Origin of the sequence: Skermanella stibiiresistens SB22, from assembly GCF_000576635.1 — a bacterium.
In the GTDB taxonomy this organism is placed as follows: domain Bacteria; phylum Pseudomonadota; class Alphaproteobacteria; order Azospirillales; family Azospirillaceae; genus Skermanella; species Skermanella stibiiresistens.
Map to the genome: position 1 here is coordinate 44787 of NZ_AVFL01000030.1, position 17280 is coordinate 62066.

Below are 17280 nucleotides of genomic sequence, written 5' to 3' on the forward strand. Positions count from 1 at the left end.
ACGGTTCAGTCGAAGCTGGCAAGCAACTTGTCGATCTCGCTCTGATCGATCGCGTTGCCGGGAAGCTGGGGACCGTTCAGGAGCGAGGCCTCGTCATTGGGATCGGCCGCGGCGGCGCTCTTGTGGCTTTTCTGGACCTCGTCTCCCAGCACCGCGATCAGCACGTCGATCCTGCTCTCGATGTGCTTCAGCGTCCGCACCACCTTGGTGATGCGCTGGCCGGTGATGTCCTGGAAATTACAGGCCTCGAAGATGCGCGTGACCGCCTGGTTGAGGGCGGCGCCGTTCTCGGGATCGACCTTGCCGGCGATGACGCCGATCTCGTCGCAGGAATCCATGATCTTGTTGGTCGCGTCCTCGGTGGCGCCGACCACCGCGTCCAACTCGTCGGTGGCGCTGGCGATGTGCTCGCCGCCGATGTCGTCCGGGCGGATCGCCGCGATCTCGCGCTTGGCATGCTGGATGTAGCGCGCCAGGGACTCCAGCTCGCCATAGAGCTTGAGGTCGTTGGCCGAGACGTCGCCATTCATCGAGGTGAGGACGGCGGTCACGATCTCGACCACCTCCTCGCGGGGAAAGGGCTGGCGGGCTTCTTCACGCGCCAGCGCCAAGCGCTGGTGGAGCGGCGGCGTCTCGCCGATCAGGTCGGTGGTCATCGGTCACCTTCTTGCAAGCGCGGCATCGGTTGGCCGCGTTCATCGCCGGCGCCGGTATATTCTGGTACCGGCTTGTGGGATCGGCTTATTGGGTCGCGGTTGGCAGGGCGCGGCGCTCCATCAGGGACGCCGTTACCTCCTTGGCCTTCAGGGGGTCCATGGCGGCCAGGATCGGGGCGCTCTTGCCCTCGCGCATCCGCTCCACCACGTCGAGCAGCACCGGCATCTCCAGCGCCTCGAAGATCCGGGCGGCATCCTTGGGCTTCATGGTCTCGTAGATCTTGACCAGGCTTTCCAGCTGGGCGACCTGCTTCTCGTCGACCTGCCGCAGCAGTCCCTCGATGTTGGTCCGCAGCTCGGTCAGTTCGGCGACCTTCTGATCGATCCGCTGCTGTGCGGCGGTCAGCAGGGCATCGCGCTGGTCCAGTTCGCGGCTCCGCCGGTCGAGTTCCTCCCGCCTTTCGGTCAGCCGCTGGAACACCTCGGCCTGGACATTGCCGAAGCCCTCCTCGCCATGCTCCTCGGTCGAGGCCGTCACCATCCGCAACGGCGGCACCGGGGACGCCGCGCGGCTGGCCGGGGCCGGAGTGTGGGGGACCGCCGGAGACGCCTCCGGAGTTGCCGCGGGAGGCGCCGCCGCGGGTGCGGGAGCGGCCGGTTCCTTCGCCTGCGCGATGGTGAACGGGTCCCGCATGCCGCTACCCAGCGCCAGCCAGATGTCGCCGACCCGCACCCCCAGCATCAGCACCGCGACGAAGATCGTCAGCGGCAACAGTCTCGGGCGGAAGCGCGACGGCAGGCTAAACGTGGTGATGGGAGCCTGGACGGGGGCCGCCTTCGCCGGGCTCCGAGAGGGCGCCTGGGTGGTGGCCGGGGATTTCCTGGTGCTGGTGGTTTTGGACATGGCGGTGGTCTCGACGCTGGATCTGGCGCGGGTTCTAACGCAGGTTTTCAAGGGCACGCAGCAACTCGCGCTCAGCCCGCGAGCGGGCCTCGTGTGGCGGCGGCGGTGGGTTCGGCGGCGGCGGCTCCTGACGCTCCTCGTTCGAGGACACGGGTGGCTTCCGCTGGTCCTGGCGCGGCTCGCGCCGGGGTTCGTAAGCGTCGCCGGACTGTGGGGTGTGCGACGGGTTGTGCTGGGCGTTGTGGGCGGAGTTGTGCTGAGCCTCGGCTTGGGAGTTCGGCGCTCCCGACGCGCGGCGCTTTGGCGAGTCCATCATGGCGGGGCGGTTGGGACCGCTCGCCGACAAAGGCGCCTGACCGGATGGCTGCCCACCGGAAGAATTCCCCGACAGCCCGTCCCGCGACCGCGACGCTCCGGCCGCCTTGATCGCGGCGGGCGATGGCCCTGTGGCGGCGCGCAGCGTGTGGGTGCCGACCGATCCTTCCAGCCGGCTCGCCAGACTGTCCGCCGCCTCGATCATGAATTGAAGCTCGTCGCGCAGGTTCTGGGCACGGTCGATCGATTTCTGCAGGGTGTCGGCGACCTTGGCCGCCGTCTCCTTCATGCCGGCGACGCTGGTCTCCGCCCGGCCCGCCGCGTCGGCGAAGCCCTTGACCAGCGCGTCCAGCTCGTCCTTGTTCTCGCGCAGGCGATTGAGCCTACGGTTCAGCACGATGGAAAAGCCGATTGTCGCCGACAGCAGGACGACGATCAGCAAGTCCAGGATGAGGGGAAAGGTGATGCTCATCGCCGGGTATCCTCCTCGCGCGGCGCCTCGCGCTCGATCCGGACGGCGATATGGCCGCCTTTCCGCCCCATGCGGCCGTCGAACATGGAGACGTCGCCGCAGCGCAGCTCGATCGTGTCGTCGGGCGTGGCGTTCAGCAGGATGCGGGTGCCGACCTTCCAATTGAGCACGTCGTAGAGCTGGACCGTGATCTCGTCCAGCACGGCGCTGATCTGGACCTCGGTCATCCAAAGCTCGCTCGCCAAGTGGGTTTCCCAGATCGAGTCACGGCCGAACTTCTCGCCCATGAACATCTGAAGCAGTAATTCGCGCACCGGTTCCAGCGTCGCGTAGGGGATCAGCAGCTCCAGCCGGCCGCCGCGATCCTCCATGTCGATCCGCAGCTTGGCCAGCACGGCGGCGTTGGCCGGGCGCGCGATGGTCGCGAAGCGCGGGTTGGTCTCCAGCCGGTCGAAGCGGAAGGTCACCGGCGACAGCGGATCGAAGGCGGCGGACAGGTCGCTCAGCACGACATGGACCATGCGCTCGACCAGGTTGCGCTCGATCGTGGTGTAGGGACGGCCCTCGATCCGCATCGCGGCGGTGCCGCGCCTGCCGCCCAGCAGCACGTCGACGATCGAGTATATCAGCGCGCTGTCGACCACCATCAGGCCGTAGTTGTCCCACTCCTCCGCCTTGAAGACCGACAGCATGGCCGGCAGCGGGATCGAGTTGAGGTAATCGCCGAAGCGGACCGACGAGATCTGGTCCAGGCTGACCTCGACGTTGTCCGAGGTGAAGTTGCGGAGCGAGGTCGACATCATGCGGACGAGGCGGTCGAACACCACCTCCAGCATGGGCAGGCGCTCGTAGTTGACCAGCGCGCTGTTGACCAGCGCCATCAGCCCGGAATTGTCGCCGTCGCCGGCGCCATCGCTGTCGAAGCCCAGCAGGCTGTCGATCTCGTCCTGATTGAGGACGCGGGTCGAGGTGCCGCCGCCTTCGCCGCCGCCGCCGTCGCTGCCCTCGTCGGCCAGCGCCGCCCATTCGGCGGCCAGCCGTTCCTCCTCGCTCAGGCCGTCCAGCTTGGGGTCGCTCATGCCATTGGTCCCGTCACGCTTCGCGCCATTCCGTACAAGGTCACTGGATCAGCATTTCGCGGAACAGGACATCCTTGACCTGCACCGGCTGGGCCGCCACCCCGACCCGCATCAATAGCTCCTCGCGCAGGCGGTAGATGCCGGCCGAACCCCGCAGATCCTCCAGCCGGAGTTCGCGCAGATAGACCTGGAAGTTATCGACGATGCGGGGCATGACCTTCTCGATCTCCGGAACATCCTCCGGCTTGGTGACCTCGATGCTGATGCTGATCTTGAGGAAGCTGGGACGGCGCCCGGTGCTGTTCAGGTTGACCACCAGATCGGGGACGTTGAAGAACATGCCGCCTCCACCGCCATGACCCCCGGCGGGGGCGCCGTGGTCGCCGCCGCCCTTGGCCGGTTCTCCATGGGCGGGAGCCGCCTCGGTGCTGGCCGCGGCCTCGCCATGCCCCTCCTCCGCCGCCGGCTCGGCCGGGCTGAAGACGCCGGCGAAGAACGCGGCGGCGCCGCCCCCAAGCACCAGCAGCAAGGGCAGGACGACGAACAGCACCAGCTTCTTGCCGCTGAACTTTTTCCGCGGGACGGCATCGCCCGCGGCATCATCCTCTTCGTGTGTTGCACCCGCCATAATCACTGGGCTCCCTGCGACCGCCGCGCGTGCGAAAAACTAGGTAAACAGTTAACTCGGGATAGTTAACAAGTCATTGAAGCTACGCGGCTTTATTAACGGGGACTATCCGATGCAAAGGTTGGACCACCGCAACCTTTATTTATTTTTAATCATAATATACACCGACATTCGAGGTTATGCCGGATAAGGCTCGCGCGGACGCCAGGGAGCGCTGGCGCCCGCCCGGTCCCGCGCGCGGGTGCTCACCCCGCCCCGGCATCCTTTTCCCACCCATGGCGGCGCGGCACCGGCAAATTGTGCCGGGCAATCCCTGCTCCCATCTCCGACGACAGCCATCGCGGCGGTGTGCCGGGAGCGTCTTCTCCAGCGGCCACGCGGGTTTCCACCATCGCCCCAGGATCTGGCACGCCGTCTGCAATGGGGATCGTGGGATGGCGACGGGCGCCGAACCTCGGACACTGGAAGCGAGAGCGACGATCATGGAAAACCCCATCTACATCGCCCTGTCGCGTCAGGACGCGCTGCGCCGGCAGATGGACGTCGTCGCCAACAACCTCGCGAACATGACGACGCCCTCCTACAAGAACCAGCGCATGATGTTCCTGGAGTATCTGGCCAAGCCGGCGGCGACGCCGGTCGAGAAGGTCTCGATGGTTCAGGACTACGGCGTCCTGCGCAACACCGCCCCCGGCCCTATCACCTCGACCAACAACCCGCTGGACGTGGCGCTGCAAGGCGACGGCTACCTCGCGGTCGAGACCCGCGACGGTCAGAAGTTCACCCGCAACGGCCACTTGACCCTGGACCTCGACCGCCAGATCGTCGACGTCAACGGCCTTCCGGTCCTGGACGAGCAGGACAACCCGCTGACCGTCCCGCAGAACGCGGGCGCCATCACGATCACGGCGGACGGCATGGTGTCGTCGTCGCAGGGCCAGATCGGCCGCCTGAAGGTGGTCCGGTTCGAGCGCGAGCAGTTCATGAAGGAACTGGGTGGTGGGCTCTACACCGCCGACGAGGAGCCGCGGCCGGCCCCCAACACCAAAGTCATCCAGGGCGCCGTCGAGGACAGCAACGTCCAGTCCGTCGTCGAGATGACCCAGATGATCGAGATCTCGCGGCAATACGCGAACAACCAGAAGATCATCGACGCCGAGCACGAACGGCAGCGCAACGCCATCACCAAACTGTCCCGGCTGAGCTGAAGCCCCGGCTACACCTGAAGAGAAAGAGGATCATCCCATGCGTAGCCTGAGCATCGGCACCACCGGCATGTTGGCCCAGCAGCTGAACGTCGAGACGATCTCGAACAACATCGCCAACATGACCACCACCGGGTACAAGCGCCAGCGCGCCGAGTTCCAGGACCTGCTGTACCAGAATCAGCGCCGCGTCGGCTCGACCTCGTCGGATGCCGGCACGATCGTTCCCTCGGGCATCCAGATCGGCGCGGGCGTCAAGGCCGCCGCCGTCTACCGGATCAACGAGCAGGGCAACCTGTCGGTCACCGACAACGCGCTGGACCTCGCGGTCAACGGCCAGGGTTATTTCCAGATCACCATGCCCGACGGCGGCACCGGCTATACCCGGGCCGGTTCCTTCCAGATCAACGCCGAAGGCACCGTGGTCACCTCGGATGGCTACACCGTGCAGCCCGGCATCGTCGTTCCGGCCGACGCGGTCGACATCACGGTCAACGCCAGCGGCGAGGTCCAGGTCAAGCTGGACGGGCAGATCCAGCCGCAGACGGTCGGCCAGATCCAGTTGGCCGTGTTCCCCAACGACGCCGGCCTGGAGGCGATCGGCAGCAACCTGCTGCTGGCGACCCCCGCGTCTGGCGACGCCGTTCCCGGCAACCCCGCCGCCCCCGGCTATGGCCGGCTGGTGCAGGGCGCCCTGGAAACCAGCAACGTCAACATCGTGGCCGAGATCACCAACCTGATCACCGCGCAGCGCGCCTACGAGATGAACTCGAAGGTGATCAGCACGACCGACCAGATGATGACCACCACCAGCCAACTGCGCTAAGCGGAGGATCGATAGATGAACAAGCTCTCCCGGATCGTCCTCGCCGCGGCGCTCTCCATTTCCGCCCTCTCCCTCTCCACAGCCGAGGCCGCCACCCTGCGGGCCGACGCCACCATCGACGGCGACACCGTCCGGCTGGGCGACCTGTTCGACGATGTCGGCGACAAGGCCGGCGAGCAGATCGGCCGCGCCCCGGCGCCGGGCAAGCGCGCCACTTACGACGCCAACTTCCTGTACCGGCTGGCCTCGTACCATCAGCTGTCCTGGCGTCCGGCCAGCGCGTTCGACCGGATCGTGGTGACCCGCGACAGCGCGGTCGTCAACGCCGAGATGATCCGCGCCGCCGTCGCCACCGAACTGGCGGACCGCACCGACGCCGACCGCCTGGATGTCGATCTGGACAACAAGCTGGTCGAACTGCATCTGCCGACCGGTCAGGCCGCGACACTGCGGCTGGAGTCGGTGTCCTTCGACCAAGTCCAGGGCCGCTTCAACGGCGTCGTCGTGACGCCGGCCGACGGTCCGGACCAGACCCGCACCATGATCTCCGGCCGGGTCGCCGCGATCATCGAGGTTCCCGTCCTGACCAAGCGCGTCAAGCCCGGCGAGGTCATCACAGCGGGCGACATCGGCTTCACCGAGGTCCGCATGAACCGGATCGGCGCCGAACTGCTGCGGAACGCCGACGAGTTGGTCGGCCAGACCCCGCGCCGGCTGATCACCGCCAACACCCCGGTCCGGGCCCGTGACATCCAGCAGCCGCAGGTCGTCAACAAGGGCGCGCTGGTCACCATGGTGCTCCAGCACAAGTCGATGATGCTGACCGCCCAGGGCAAGGCCCTGGAAGCCGGCGCCGACGGAGCGGTGATCCGCGTCGTCAACACGATGAGCAACCGGACCGTCGAGGCGGTCGTGACCGGCCCCAACCAGGTCGCCGTCATGAAGCCCGGCGCCACCGCGCTCAACTGATCCAGCAAGTCCGAAACAACCCAATCCGAGCCCTCCGGCGCCGACCCTCCCGAGCCGCCGACCGCCCGCCCAACGGCCCGACCCTCCTAGGAATTCCGCCATGTCCCTCGCCCGCATCGCCCTGATCGCCGCCGCCGCCGCTTCCCTCTCCGCCTGCAACGCCGCGAGCCGTCTGGCCGATGTCGGAGGCACCCCGGCCCTGACGCAGATCGAGAACCCGAACCGCGTCCCCGGTTACGTGCCGGTCAGCCTGCCGATGCCGGCGCCGCAGACGGGAGTGCGCGAGGCCAACTCGCTGTGGCGGTCGGGCGCCCGGGCGTTCTTCAAGGATCAGCGGGCGAGCCGGGTCGGCGACATCCTGACGGTCACGATCAACATCAACGACCAGGCCCAGCTCAACAACCAGACCACCCGGACCCGCGCCAACAGCGAGAACGCCGGCATGCCCGAGGTCTTCGGCTTCGACCTCAACAAGATCCTGCCCGGCACCAGCGCCGCCAAAGCGCTGCTGGAAGGCAAGCTGGACGGCAACTCGACCCAGTACGAACCGGGCGGCCGCGACAGCCTGCTGGGCCTGACCAGCGACACCAGCAACAAGGGCACCGGCCAGATCAACCGCAAGGAGACGATCACCCTCCAGGTCGCGGCCCTGATCACCGACGTGCTGCCCAACGGCAACCTGGTGCTTCAGGGCCGCCAGGAGGTCCGGGTCAACTTCGAGGTGCGCGAACTGCTGCTGTCCGGCGTGATCCGGCCGGAGGACATCAACTCCGCCAACTCGATCAGCTACGAGAAGATCGCGGAGGCCCGCATCTCCTACGGCGGCCGCGGCCAGATCACCGACGTCCAGCAGCCCCGCTACGGCCAGCAGATCTTCGACATCATCATGCCGTTCTGATCGAGCCGGACCGGTTCGACACCCGAGACTTGGTTGCCGATGGCGGGGCGCCCTGGTTCAGACCAGGAGCGCCCCGCGGGCGTTCCGAAGGCAGGCGCGCCGCGTATGCGCCCGGGCGGGTGGGGGGATGGCGCGCTGTCCATCACCAACCGTTTCCCGCCCCCGAGCGTGATAAATCCCTCCACCCGCTGTTGTACTTTCCAAACCGAGGATGATCGGTTGGTCAACTGAAGGGAGATTGACGATGTTGAAAGGTGGAATCCTCTGGATGATGGGCGTTCCGGTGATCGTGATCGTCGTGTTGCTGGTGATCGGCGTCATCTGAGCCGGCATTCGGCCAAAACCTCATCGCCAAAATTCTGGCCCCCACTTCCGGACGCCATGTCGTTTGAAATCCCATCGCTATCCCGGCGGAACCTGATCAGAACGGGTTCCGCCGGATTGCTGACCGCCGTCGCCGCCCCCGCCATCATCGGCGTCGCCAACGCGGCGACGGGTCCGGCACTCCCCGGCCCTTCGCCACTGGATACCGGAAAGGTGGAAGGCGGCAAGGTCGAGTTCCCCAATTGGCGGGGTGAGGCGGACCGGCCATCGCCTGCGCCTCCGGCACCGCTGCCGCCGGATCAGCGGGTCGGTTTCGCGATCGTCGGGCTTGGCCGATTGTCGCTGGAGCAGATCTTGCCGGCCTTCGCCGAGTGCAAGAAGGCTCGCGCCGTGGCGCTGGTTTCTGGCTCGCCCGAGAAGGCCAAGCTGGTCGCGGCCCAGCATGGCATTTCGGACTCGGCGGTTTATGATTACCAAGATTTCGACCGGATCGCCGACAATCCCCAGATCCAGGCCGTCTATGTCGTGCTGCCCAATGGCATGCATCGAGAATACGTGACGCGCGCCGCCAAGGCGGGCAAGCATGTCCTCTGCGAAAAGCCGATGGCGAACAACTCCGCCGAGGCCCGCGACATGATCGCCGCCTGCGATCAGGCCGGCGTCAAGCTCATGATCGCCTATCGCTGCCAGTACGAACCCTATAACCGGGAGACGATCCAACGGATGCGCTCCGGCGAGTTGGGTGCGGCGCGGTTCATCGAGGCGACCAACACCCAGGTGATGGGGCCCGCCGACCAGTGGCGCTTCAAGAAGGCGCTGGCAGGCGGCGGAGCCCTTCCAGACATCGGGCTGTACTGCCTCAACACGGCGCGCGCCATCACTGGCGAGGAGCCGGTCGAGGTCTTCGCACGGATCTTCAATCCCGATGGCGACCCGCGCTACCGGGAGGTCGAGGAGACGATCGGCTTCATGCTGCGCTTCCCCTCCGGGACCATCGCCAATTGCTCGTCCAGCTATGGCGCCCATGAGAGCAAGGACCTACGGGTGCGAGCCGAGAAGGGCTGGATCAACCTGGAGAACGCCTTCGCCTACGAGGGCCAGGAACTGCGCGTCGCCCATCGCGAGGGCAAGGCGGAATCCATCGAAAGGTTACGCCTGCCCCAACGGAACCAGTTCGCCCTGGAGATCGACCACATGGCGACCTGCGTCAAGGAGAACCGGGTTCCGCACACGCCGGGTCAGGAAGGTCTGCAGGACCATATCGTGATGGAGGCGCTGTACGAATCGGCCAGGACCATGGCTCCGGTCAGTCTGGCGGCGGTTGGCGAGTTGGACGCGACACGGGGTCCGGAGCCTCGACAGGAGGGTTGAGGCTCCGGAGCCGCGTTCAGGCGCGAAGCCGGGACGGCGCTCCGATGGCTGTCAGCAGATGGACGCTGAATAGATCCTCGGCGTCCGTCCAGGTTTCCTCCAAATCCCAATGCGCCTCGCGCGCCAAGTCGGCGAACTCGGCGACCGCATATTTGTGCGACACCTCGGTGTGGATCGTCTCGCCCTCTTGAAAACGGAACGGCACCCCGGCGACCGTAATCGTCTGGGGCCGAAGGCTCTCCAGGTGCATCTCGATCCGGCCGAGCTGGTCATTATAGAAAGCCCGGTGGGCGAAGCTGGAAAGGTCGAAGGTGCCGTCCAGCTCGCGGTTGATCCGCTCCAGCAAGTTCAGATTGAACGCCGCCGTCACCCCGGACGCGTCATTGTAAGCGGCTTCCAGACGCGCCTTGTCCTTCTTCAAATCGACGCCGATCAGCAGCCGGCCGCCCACTCCCAATTGCCGACCCAGGCGCGCCAGGAAGGCTTTGGCCTCATCCGGCGAGAAATTGCCGATCGTCGATCCCGGGAAGAACGCCAACGCGCGTTCCGGGCCACCCTTCACCGACAAGGGAAAAGGGCGGTTGTAATCGGCGTGGATCGGCTTGACCGTCAGATCTGGATAATCCGCCGCCAGCCGCGCCGCCGAGGCTTCGAGATGCTCGCCGGAGATATCGACCGGAACATAGGCGGCGGGCTCGTCGAGCACGTCCAGCAGCAGGCGCACCTTGACGCTCGACCCGCTGCCGAGTTCCACCAGCGTCATTCCCCGGTCCAGCCGCTCCGCGATGTCGCCTGCGTGTCGCGACAGGATGGCCGTCTCCGTCCTCGTCGGATAATACTCGTCCAACTCGCAGATCCGGTCGAACAGCTTGGAGCCCCGTTCATCATAGAAATACTTGGCGGGTAGAGCCTTGACCGTCCGGCCGAGGCCGTCGAGAACGTCCTTGAGGAAGTCGGCGTCCCAATCCGCTTTGGTCGCGGGCATGTGGTCACGGCGGCTGGCTGTTCCATCCGTCATCTTGATTCCCCATCGTGATTGATTTGGCCGGAAAGCGGATCGGCCAGTTGGGCGACGTGGGCGGCGGGCGCCGTCCGCGGATCGTTCGCCTAGTCGGTCGCGCGGACGAGATCCTGGTATTCGGGATGCTTGTCCAGGAAGCCGCGCACGAAGGTGCAACTCGGCACGACCTTCAAACCCCGGCGCCGGATATCATCAAGGGTGCCACGCACCAGCTTGGAGCCAACGCCGTGCCCGGACAGCGCGTCGGGCACTTCGGTATGGACCAGGACGATGGCATCGTCCCGCATCATGTATTTGATGAAGGCGACGGTGCCGTCGACGGTCATCTCGTACCGGTGCCGCGCCTCATTATCGGTAACTTCCGCCACGGGGCGTTCTCCTCACGCTGGGTCCCATCCTGGAATGGGAACAGTCGGGGTGGCCGCTTGGTTCGCCGGCAACCGGCCACCCCCGTGAGATAATGGGTGCTAGCCACCCCGCTGATCACGCCATGGCCGGCGCCTCCGCCCGCCAGGCGGTGATCTGGCGGACCAGCACCGGGACGATCAGCGCCAACCCAAGAAGGGAGGAGTAGATTTCCGGCGCCACCAGCAGGATCGCGGCGACCCCCAGAAGCACCCGCTCCCAGACGCGGGCCGTCGTCATCAGCCAGCCGGACAGCGCGGCGCTCAGGCAGGTGATCCCGATGATGCAGCCGGCGAAGGCGATGATGAAGTCGGGCCAGGTGAAGCCGGGGGCCACCAGCAGCAGGGAGGGCGAGAAGACGAAGACGAAGGGCACCAGCACCTTGCCCAAGCCCAGGCGGAACGCCGTGTTTCCGGTCTTGAACGGGTCGGCGCCCGCCATTCCCGCCGCGGCGTAGGCCGCCAGGGCCACCGGGGGCGTGATGTCGGCCAGGACCCCGTAGTAGAAGACGAAGAAGTGGGCCACCAGCGGGTTGACGCCCAGCAGGCCCAGGGTCGGCGCGGCGATGGTCGCCATGATGATGTAGTTGGCGGTGGTCGGGATGCCGCAGCCCATCAGGATGCAGACGATGCCGGTCATGATCAGGGTGAACAGCAGGGTCAGCGTCTGCGGGGCCGTCCAGCCCATCGGCAGGAACGCGCCGATCCACGCCGCCATGTCCGCCGCGGTGGACGTCACGATGAACGAGATCTTGAAGCCGACTCCAGTCAGCGTCACGACGCCGACCACGATTCCGACGGTCGCGGCGGCGGCGCCCACCGCCAGCGCGTATTTTGCGCCGTCGCGCAATCCCACCAGCACGTCGCCGACGCTCATGCGATTGCGTGGATTGAACAGGCCGACCAGGATGCAGAGCGTGATGCCCCAGAACGCCGCCATGTACGGGGTGTAGCCCGCCAGCAGGATGCCGATCAGGACGACCAGCGGGATCACCGTCGGCCAGTCTCGCCGGAACGCCGCCTTCAGGTCTGGCATCTCATCGGGCCGCAAGCCGCGCAGACCGGTGCGCTTGGCCTCGAAGTGGACCTGCATCAGCACGCCGAAGAAATGCATGAAGGCCGGCACGATCGCCGCGATGATGATGGTCGTGTAGGGCAGGCCCAGGAACTCGATCATCAGGAAGGCTGCCGCCCCCATGATCGGTGGCGTGATCTGGCCGCCAGTCGAGGCGGTCGCCTCAACCGCGGCGGCGAAATGCGGCTTGTAGCCGAGCCGGATCATCGCCGGGATGGTCAGCGAGCCGACCGTCACCGTGTTGGCGACCGACGAGCCGGAGATCATGCCGAACAGGGCCGAGCCGAAGATCGAGACCTTGGCCGGACCGCCGGCGAAGCGTCCGGCGACCCAGGCGGCGCAGTCCAGGAACAACTGGCCCAGCCCGATCCGGGTGGCGAACACGCCGAACAGGACGAAGTGGAAGACATAGGTCGCCACCACGCCCAACGCTATGCCGTAGACGCCCTGCGTGGTCAGGTAGAGGTGGTCGACCAGTTGGGGAAACGTGGCGCCGGGATGGATCAGGATGCCGGGCATCGACGGCCCCCAGATCGCGTAGCCCATGAATAGCAGCGCGATGATCGGCAGGGGCCAGCCGACCGAGCGGCGGGTCGCCTCCAGCAGCACCAGGATCAGGATGCCGCCCAGGACCACGTCCGTCGTCGTCGGGTTGCCGACCCGGAACGCCAGGTCGTCGAGCGGGATCAGCGGCACGTGCAGCACCGCGACCACCGCGCCGACGGCGAGCGCCCAATCCATCAGCGAGATGCCGAGCGGCCGCAGGATCGAGTTCTCGATCGGCCGGTCGTATCCCCGCTTGGAGAAGGGGAAGACCAGGAACACCAGCCCCAGCACGAAGGACAGGTGGATGCCCCGGTGGGTCATCTCGGACAGCAGGCCGAAGCCCGCCGTGTAGTAATGGAAGATCGACAGGACCACGAGAAGCCCGCCGACCAGCCAGCCGGCGGTGGGCGCCAGCGGCCGGAAGCGGATCTCGGAGTCGAATTTCTCCTCCAGCTCCTTCGCCTTTTCCGGGTCGAGTTCGAGCGCGTTTTTGGACAGATGCGGCTGTTCGCGCGATGGATCGGTCATCGGCATTCCAAGGTTTCTCAGTTTTACTCAGGCTTGACCGGAAAAGGTGTCAGGCGGCTCCTACTGGAGCACGCCCTTCTCGCGATAGAACTTCTCGGCGCCGGGGTGGAACGGGATGGCGACGCCATTGGTGGCGTTGTTCAGCGTGATCAGCTTGCCCTTGGCGTGGCCGGTGTCCAGGACCGCGCGGGAGTTGTCGCTCCACAGCGCCTTGACGATGTTGTAGACCAGCTCGTCCGATTGCTTGGCGCTGGTCACCCACTGGGCGTTGACCGAGATGGTCGGCGTTTCCGGGACATCGCGGTAGGTCCCGGCGGGAACCGTGTCCTTCGCGAAGAACTGGTACTCCGACAGCAGTTTCTCGGCCTGCGGCCCCGCGATCGGCACCAGCGTGATCCCGCTGGAGGTCGCCAGTTCCGAGATGGCGCCGGTCGGATAGCCGCCGACGAAGAAGTAGGCGTCGAGCGCGCCGTCGCGCAGGCGGTCGCCGGCCGGACCGGGCTTGAGGTATTCCGCCTTGACGTCCTTCTCGGTCAGTCCGTAGGCGCCCAGCACGATGCGCGCGTCGACCAGGGTGCCCGAGCCCGGCTCGTCCAGCGACACCCGCTTGCCCTTGAGGTCGGCGACCGACTTGATGCCGGAATTCTTGGTGGCGACCAGATGGATCGTCTCGGGATAGAGCGTCGCGATGGCGCGCAGGTTCTCGATCTTGCCCTTGCCCTCGAACAGGCCGGTGCCGGTATAGGCCCAATAGGCGACGTCGGACTGGGAGAAGCCCGACTCCAGCGAGCCGCCGTTGACGGCGCTGATGTTGGCGACCGAGCCGTTGGACGACACGGCGGTCGCCACCAAGCCCTGCACGCCGCCGCCGGTCGCGGAGATGGTGTTGGCGATCAGGCCGCCCACGGGATAGTAGGTGCCGGCTGTGCCGCCGGTTCCGATGCGGAAGAACGCTGGCGCCTGGGCCAGCGCCCCCGTGATTCCGAGCGTGGCGGTTCCGAGCGTTATGGCGCCAAGCACCGCTCCGATCGCCAAGCGGCGTTTGCTTGTCATGAAGCTCACGGCAGTCCCCTCTTGAATGCTGTTGGCCGGGGGATCATGGCCGCTGACGCGCGACTTGTCACCATATCGGATTATCCAAGGTGGGAAGATCGCCTCCCCGATCTTCCGCGACCGCTTTCGGGAACCATCATCCCGCCAGACCCGGAAGCCATAACGCCAAGGGTGGGAACAACGCCACCAGGATCACCACGGCCAGGATGGCGCCCAGCCAGGGCAAGGCCGCGAGCGTCACGAATTCGAACGGCCGCCCCGATAGTTTGGTGATGACGAACAGCACCATGCCGAACGGCGGCGTCGCCTCGCCGATCACCAGCAGCATGATCATCACGATCCCGAAATGGACCGGGTCGTAGCCGAACGACATCGCGATCGGCACCAGGATCGGGGTCAGGATGTTGATCGCGACCGACACCGCCATGAAGCAGCCGATGAACAGCAGGAAGGCGATGATCAGCGCCATCACCAGGGCCGGGCTGGTGGTCAGGTTGGCGATCCATTGGGCGATCGTGTCGGGCACCCTGCCCCGGGTCAGGACCCAGGCGAACAGGGCGGAACACGCCAGGATGAACAGGATGACCGCCGAATCGTAGGTCGCCCTGCGGAACACCGTGACCAGCTGCGACAACCCCATGTTCCGGTAGACTAGCGTCGCCAGCAGGAAAGCCCACAACGACGCGACGGCCGCCGCCTCGGTCGCGGTGAACAGGCCGAACAGGATGCCGCCCATCAGGACGACCGGCGTCATGAGCGTCGCGAAGGAGCTGACGAAATGCCCGGCCAGCGCCCGGAAGCCCGGGAACTCCCCCTTGGGCAGGTCGCGCCGCCGCGCGTACCAGGCCGCCATCAGCATCAGCGCCCCCGCCATCAGCAGTCCCGGGATAACCCCGGCCAGCAGCATGTCGGTGGCGCTGACCTGGGCCAGCACCGCGTAGAGGATCGCTGGAATGCTGGGCGGGATGATCGGGCCGATCAGGGAGGAACTGACGGTGACGCCGATGGTCGTCTTGTCATCGTAGCCGGCATCCCGCATGGCCCGCATCTCGATGGCGCCCAAGCCGGCGGCATCCGCCGTGCCGGACCCCGACATCCCCGCGAACAGCATGCTGGCGAGCACGTTGACATGCGCCAGCCCACCCCGGAAATGCCCCACCAGCGCGTTGGCGAAACCGAACAGCCGTGTCGTGGCGCCCGAGTCGTTCATCAGGTGGCCGACCAGGATGAATAGCGGTATCGCCAGCAGGGTGAACGAGTCGACGCCGGCCACCAGCCTCTGGGCGATGATGGTGAAGGGAATGTTCTCGACGCCGCGGGTGGCGGCGAAGTACCCGACGCTGGCCCAGCCGAGCGCGAAGCTGGCGCCCAGGCCGATCAGCAGCAGCGCCACCAGCCCGAGCATCGCGAGAAGTCCGATCGTCATGGCTTCGCCTCCATCCCCGCGCCGGCCGTGCCGGGAGCCGTCCGGGACGAGTCCGGAGTCGCGGGCGCCAAGCTCTCGACCAGGCGCATCAGGACGACGACGGACGCCAGCGCGCTGCCGACCAGCGGCGCCAGATAGACGTGTCCATGGCTGATCCACGCGACGGTGGCGAGCCGGCTGTCCCAGCCGCTGACGGTCAGGTTCCACGAACCGATCGCGACCATGACCAGGAACGAGGATGTCAGTACCAGATGCACCCTCCGCAAAGCCCGCGAGGCGCGGCCGTCCTCTCCGATCATCCGCTCCAGCAGGTCGATCCGGATATGGCCGTCATGGCGGGTGACGGCGACCAGCCCGATGAAGACGACATAGACGTTCATCATCCGGGCCAGTTCCTCGCTGAAGACGAGGCTGAAGCCGAGGTACCGGTAGACGACCTGTCCCAGGATCGCGAGCAGGAACAGCGCGAAGCTCAGGCAGGCCAGGGCCTCGGCGGCCCCCGAGACGACGTCGATCGCCTTTCTCATTGGCTACCCCCGCCCGCGCCATCGCCGGCGGCGATGCTCGCGACCGCGGCGTCATAGACGCCCTCCTCGAGCTGGGCGCGGGCGGCCTTCTCGATGATCGGCATGGCCTGTTGGCGGAACTCGGTCGCGGGCTCGATCCGCTCCAGCCCAGCCTTGATGATCTCGGCGGTGATCTCCTCGTTCTCCTGATATGCGGCCTTGGTGCCCATCGCCGTGGCGGCGTCGACCGCCGCCTGGATCGCCTCGCGCTCGCCGTCCTCCAGGTCGTTCCAGAAGTCGAGGTTGGCCATGACCGTGACGTAGCTTTGCTGGTGGGCGGTATCGATCAGGTATCTCTGGACCTCGTGCAGGCGGCGCCCGAGGATATTGCTCAGCATGTTCTCCTGGGCGTCGATCACGCCGGTCTGGAGACCGGAGAACACCTCGGGCGACGGCATCGGCGTGGTGACGGCGCCGAGGCCGGACCAGATCTGGATCCACAGCGGGATCTCCGGCATGCGGACCTTGATGCCGCGCAACTCGTCCAGCGTCCGGAACGGCTTGTTCGACGTCGTCCAGCGGGCGCCCTGGAAATAGGTGCCGAGGAACTTGGCGTTGCCGCGCTCCTCCAGCGCCACTTTCAGCCGGTCGCCGATATCGCTGTCCAGGAACCGCTCGACCGAGGCGTAATCCGGGAAGAGATAGGGCACCAGGGTGGCGTCCAGCTCGGGGAAATACTGGGCCGCGTGGATGACTCCCATGTGGATCTGGGTCTCGCCCATCTTGACCAGATCGACCAATTCACGCTCGCCGCCGAGGCTGCCGTCGAGGAAGACCTCGATGTCGGCGTCCGGCAGGCTCTTGGACAACTCCTCGCGCAGGCGTTCGACGACGATCTTGTTGACGCCGGTGTCCGGAACGGTCGAGGCGAGCGTGATGGTTTGGGATGACGCCGGAGCGGTCAGCAGAATGGCCGCCGCGGCCGCGAGCAAGGTGTTCCTCATGGGGTTTCCATCTCCTATCGTGTGGTTGGTGCCCGTCCCGACCGGACGGAAGGCGCGATCTTGGCGTCGC

At 66.4% G+C, this 17280-nt stretch carries 17 protein-coding genes; 5 read left to right on the plus strand and 12 right to left on the minus strand.

The window, feature by feature from the left end:
• Window positions 1-5: 5 nt before the first annotated feature.
• The 5 genes from N825_RS28540 to N825_RS28560 all read right to left on the minus strand — a co-directional run bounded on the left by N825_RS28540 (window position 6) and on the right by N825_RS28560 (window position 4054).
• Window positions 6-656 carry a protein phosphatase CheZ gene (locus tag N825_RS28540; protein ID WP_037459414.1) on the minus strand — a complete coding sequence of 217 codons (651 nt, stop codon included), beginning with the start codon at window positions 654-656 and terminating at the stop codon, window positions 6-8.
• Between the two features lie 85 nt (window positions 657-741).
• Window positions 742-1560 carry a MotE family protein gene (locus N825_RS28545; protein ID WP_051513393.1) on the minus strand — a complete coding sequence of 273 codons (819 nt, stop codon included), beginning with the start codon at window positions 1558-1560 and terminating at the stop codon, window positions 742-744.
• A 34-nt stretch (window positions 1561-1594) separates the two neighbouring features.
• The gene (locus N825_RS37070) at window positions 1595-2347 is read right to left on the minus strand and encodes a DUF6468 domain-containing protein (protein WP_051513395.1); all 753 of its coding nucleotides are present in this window, start codon (window positions 2345-2347) and stop codon (window positions 1595-1597) included.
• Window positions 2344-3426 (minus strand): flagellar motor switch protein FliM, encoded by a 1083-nt coding sequence (fliM, locus tag N825_RS28555; RefSeq protein ID WP_037459415.1) that lies wholly within the window; start codon window positions 3424-3426, stop codon window positions 2344-2346. Before fliM ends, N825_RS37070 begins: the two co-directional genes overlap by 4 nt.
• 40 nt (window positions 3427-3466) lie before the next feature.
• Window positions 3467-4054 (minus strand): flagellar basal body-associated FliL family protein, encoded by a 588-nt coding sequence (locus N825_RS28560; RefSeq protein ID WP_037459416.1) that lies wholly within the window; start codon window positions 4052-4054, stop codon window positions 3467-3469.
• 482 nt (window positions 4055-4536) lie between these two features.
• Between N825_RS28560 and flgF the strand changes: the two genes are divergently transcribed.
• From flgF to N825_RS28585, 5 genes are all read left to right on the plus strand, one after another.
• Complete coding sequence (gene flgF, locus N825_RS28565) at window positions 4537-5262, plus strand: flagellar basal-body rod protein FlgF (protein ID WP_037459468.1); 726 nt, start codon at window positions 4537-4539, stop codon at window positions 5260-5262.
• A gap of 37 nt (window positions 5263-5299) precedes the next feature.
• Window positions 5300-6085, plus strand: coding sequence for a flagellar basal-body rod protein FlgG (gene flgG / locus N825_RS28570; RefSeq protein ID WP_037459417.1), 786 nt, complete (start codon window positions 5300-5302; stop codon window positions 6083-6085).
• A gap of 15 nt (window positions 6086-6100) precedes the next feature.
• A complete protein-coding gene (gene flgA, locus N825_RS28575; RefSeq protein WP_051513396.1) occupies window positions 6101-7054 on the plus strand; it encodes a flagellar basal body P-ring formation chaperone FlgA in 954 nt (317 codons plus the stop codon).
• 100 nt (window positions 7055-7154) lie between these two features.
• Window positions 7155-7952, plus strand: a complete 798-nt coding sequence (flgH, locus tag N825_RS28580) for a flagellar basal body L-ring protein FlgH (protein WP_037459418.1) — start codon at window positions 7155-7157, stop codon at window positions 7950-7952.
• A 381-nt stretch (window positions 7953-8333) separates the two neighbouring features.
• Window positions 8334-9647 carry a Gfo/Idh/MocA family protein gene (locus N825_RS28585; protein WP_037459419.1) on the plus strand — a complete coding sequence of 438 codons (1314 nt, stop codon included), beginning with the start codon at window positions 8334-8336 and terminating at the stop codon, window positions 9645-9647.
• 16 nt (window positions 9648-9663) lie between these two features.
• Here N825_RS28585 and egtD read toward each other — a convergent pair whose 3' ends face one another.
• From egtD to N825_RS28620, 7 genes are all read right to left on the minus strand, one after another.
• On the minus strand, window positions 9664-10665 hold the full coding sequence (gene egtD, locus N825_RS28590; RefSeq protein ID WP_051513398.1) for an L-histidine N(alpha)-methyltransferase: 1002 nt from the start codon (window positions 10663-10665) through the stop codon (window positions 9664-9666).
• An 89-nt stretch (window positions 10666-10754) separates the two neighbouring features.
• On the minus strand, window positions 10755-11036 hold the full coding sequence (locus N825_RS28595) for a GNAT family N-acetyltransferase (protein ID WP_037459420.1): 282 nt from the start codon (window positions 11034-11036) through the stop codon (window positions 10755-10757).
• 115 nt (window positions 11037-11151) lie between these two features.
• The gene (locus N825_RS28600) at window positions 11152-13221 is read right to left on the minus strand and encodes a TRAP transporter permease (RefSeq protein WP_037459475.1); all 2070 of its coding nucleotides are present in this window, start codon (window positions 13219-13221) and stop codon (window positions 11152-11154) included.
• 60 nt (window positions 13222-13281) lie between these two features.
• Entirely contained in the window at window positions 13282-14274 is a 993-nt protein-coding gene (locus N825_RS28605) for a TAXI family TRAP transporter solute-binding subunit (RefSeq protein ID WP_157619598.1), read from the minus strand.
• Between the two features lie 136 nt (window positions 14275-14410).
• Window positions 14411-15700, minus strand: coding sequence for a TRAP transporter large permease (locus N825_RS28610; RefSeq protein ID WP_037459422.1), 1290 nt, complete (start codon window positions 15698-15700; stop codon window positions 14411-14413).
• Window positions 15697-16227, minus strand: a complete 531-nt coding sequence (locus N825_RS28615; RefSeq protein WP_037459424.1) for a TRAP transporter small permease — start codon at window positions 16225-16227, stop codon at window positions 15697-15699. The genes N825_RS28610 and N825_RS28615 overlap by 4 nt, the downstream gene beginning before the upstream one ends.
• Complete coding sequence (locus N825_RS28620; RefSeq protein WP_037459426.1) at window positions 16224-17210, minus strand: TRAP transporter substrate-binding protein; 987 nt, start codon at window positions 17208-17210, stop codon at window positions 16224-16226. The genes N825_RS28615 and N825_RS28620 overlap by 4 nt, the downstream gene beginning before the upstream one ends.
• Window positions 17211-17280: the final 70 nt, after the last annotated feature.

What these genes read in the sequence shown, in the direction of transcription:
- N825_RS28540 (WP_037459414.1), bottom strand. Translation starts at nt 656, where the DNA reads ATGACCACCGACCTGATCGGCGAGACGCCGCCGCTCCACCAGCGCTTG.
- N825_RS28545 (WP_051513393.1), bottom strand. Translation starts at nt 1,560, where the DNA reads ATGTCCAAAACCACCAGCACCAGGAAATCCCCGGCCACCACCCAGGCG.
- N825_RS37070 (WP_051513395.1), bottom strand. Translation starts at nt 2,347, where the DNA reads ATGAGCATCACCTTTCCCCTCATCCTGGACTTGCTGATCGTCGTCCTG.
- fliM (WP_037459415.1), bottom strand. Translation starts at nt 3,426, where the DNA reads ATGAGCGACCCCAAGCTGGACGGCCTGAGCGAGGAGGAACGGCTGGCC.
- N825_RS28560 (WP_037459416.1), bottom strand. Translation starts at nt 4,054, where the DNA reads ATGGCGGGTGCAACACACGAAGAGGATGATGCCGCGGGCGATGCCGTC.
- flgF (WP_037459468.1), top strand. Translation starts at nt 4,537, where the DNA reads ATGGAAAACCCCATCTACATCGCCCTGTCGCGTCAGGACGCGCTGCGC.
- flgG (WP_037459417.1), top strand. Translation starts at nt 5,300, where the DNA reads ATGCGTAGCCTGAGCATCGGCACCACCGGCATGTTGGCCCAGCAGCTG.
- flgA (WP_051513396.1), top strand. Translation starts at nt 6,101, where the DNA reads ATGAACAAGCTCTCCCGGATCGTCCTCGCCGCGGCGCTCTCCATTTCC.
- flgH (WP_037459418.1), top strand. Translation starts at nt 7,155, where the DNA reads ATGTCCCTCGCCCGCATCGCCCTGATCGCCGCCGCCGCCGCTTCCCTC.
- N825_RS28585 (WP_037459419.1), top strand. Translation starts at nt 8,334, where the DNA reads ATGTCGTTTGAAATCCCATCGCTATCCCGGCGGAACCTGATCAGAACG.
- egtD (WP_051513398.1), bottom strand. Translation starts at nt 10,665, where the DNA reads ATGACGGATGGAACAGCCAGCCGCCGTGACCACATGCCCGCGACCAAA.
- N825_RS28600 (WP_037459475.1), bottom strand. Translation starts at nt 13,221, where the DNA reads ATGACCGATCCATCGCGCGAACAGCCGCATCTGTCCAAAAACGCGCTC.
- N825_RS28605 (WP_157619598.1), bottom strand. Translation starts at nt 14,274, where the DNA reads ATGACAAGCAAACGCCGCTTGGCGATCGGAGCGGTGCTTGGCGCCATA.
- N825_RS28610 (WP_037459422.1), bottom strand. Translation starts at nt 15,700, where the DNA reads ATGACGATCGGACTTCTCGCGATGCTCGGGCTGGTGGCGCTGCTGCTG.
- N825_RS28615 (WP_037459424.1), bottom strand. Translation starts at nt 16,227, where the DNA reads ATGAGAAAGGCGATCGACGTCGTCTCGGGGGCCGCCGAGGCCCTGGCC.
- N825_RS28620 (WP_037459426.1), bottom strand. Translation starts at nt 17,210, where the DNA reads ATGAGGAACACCTTGCTCGCGGCCGCGGCGGCCATTCTGCTGACCGCT.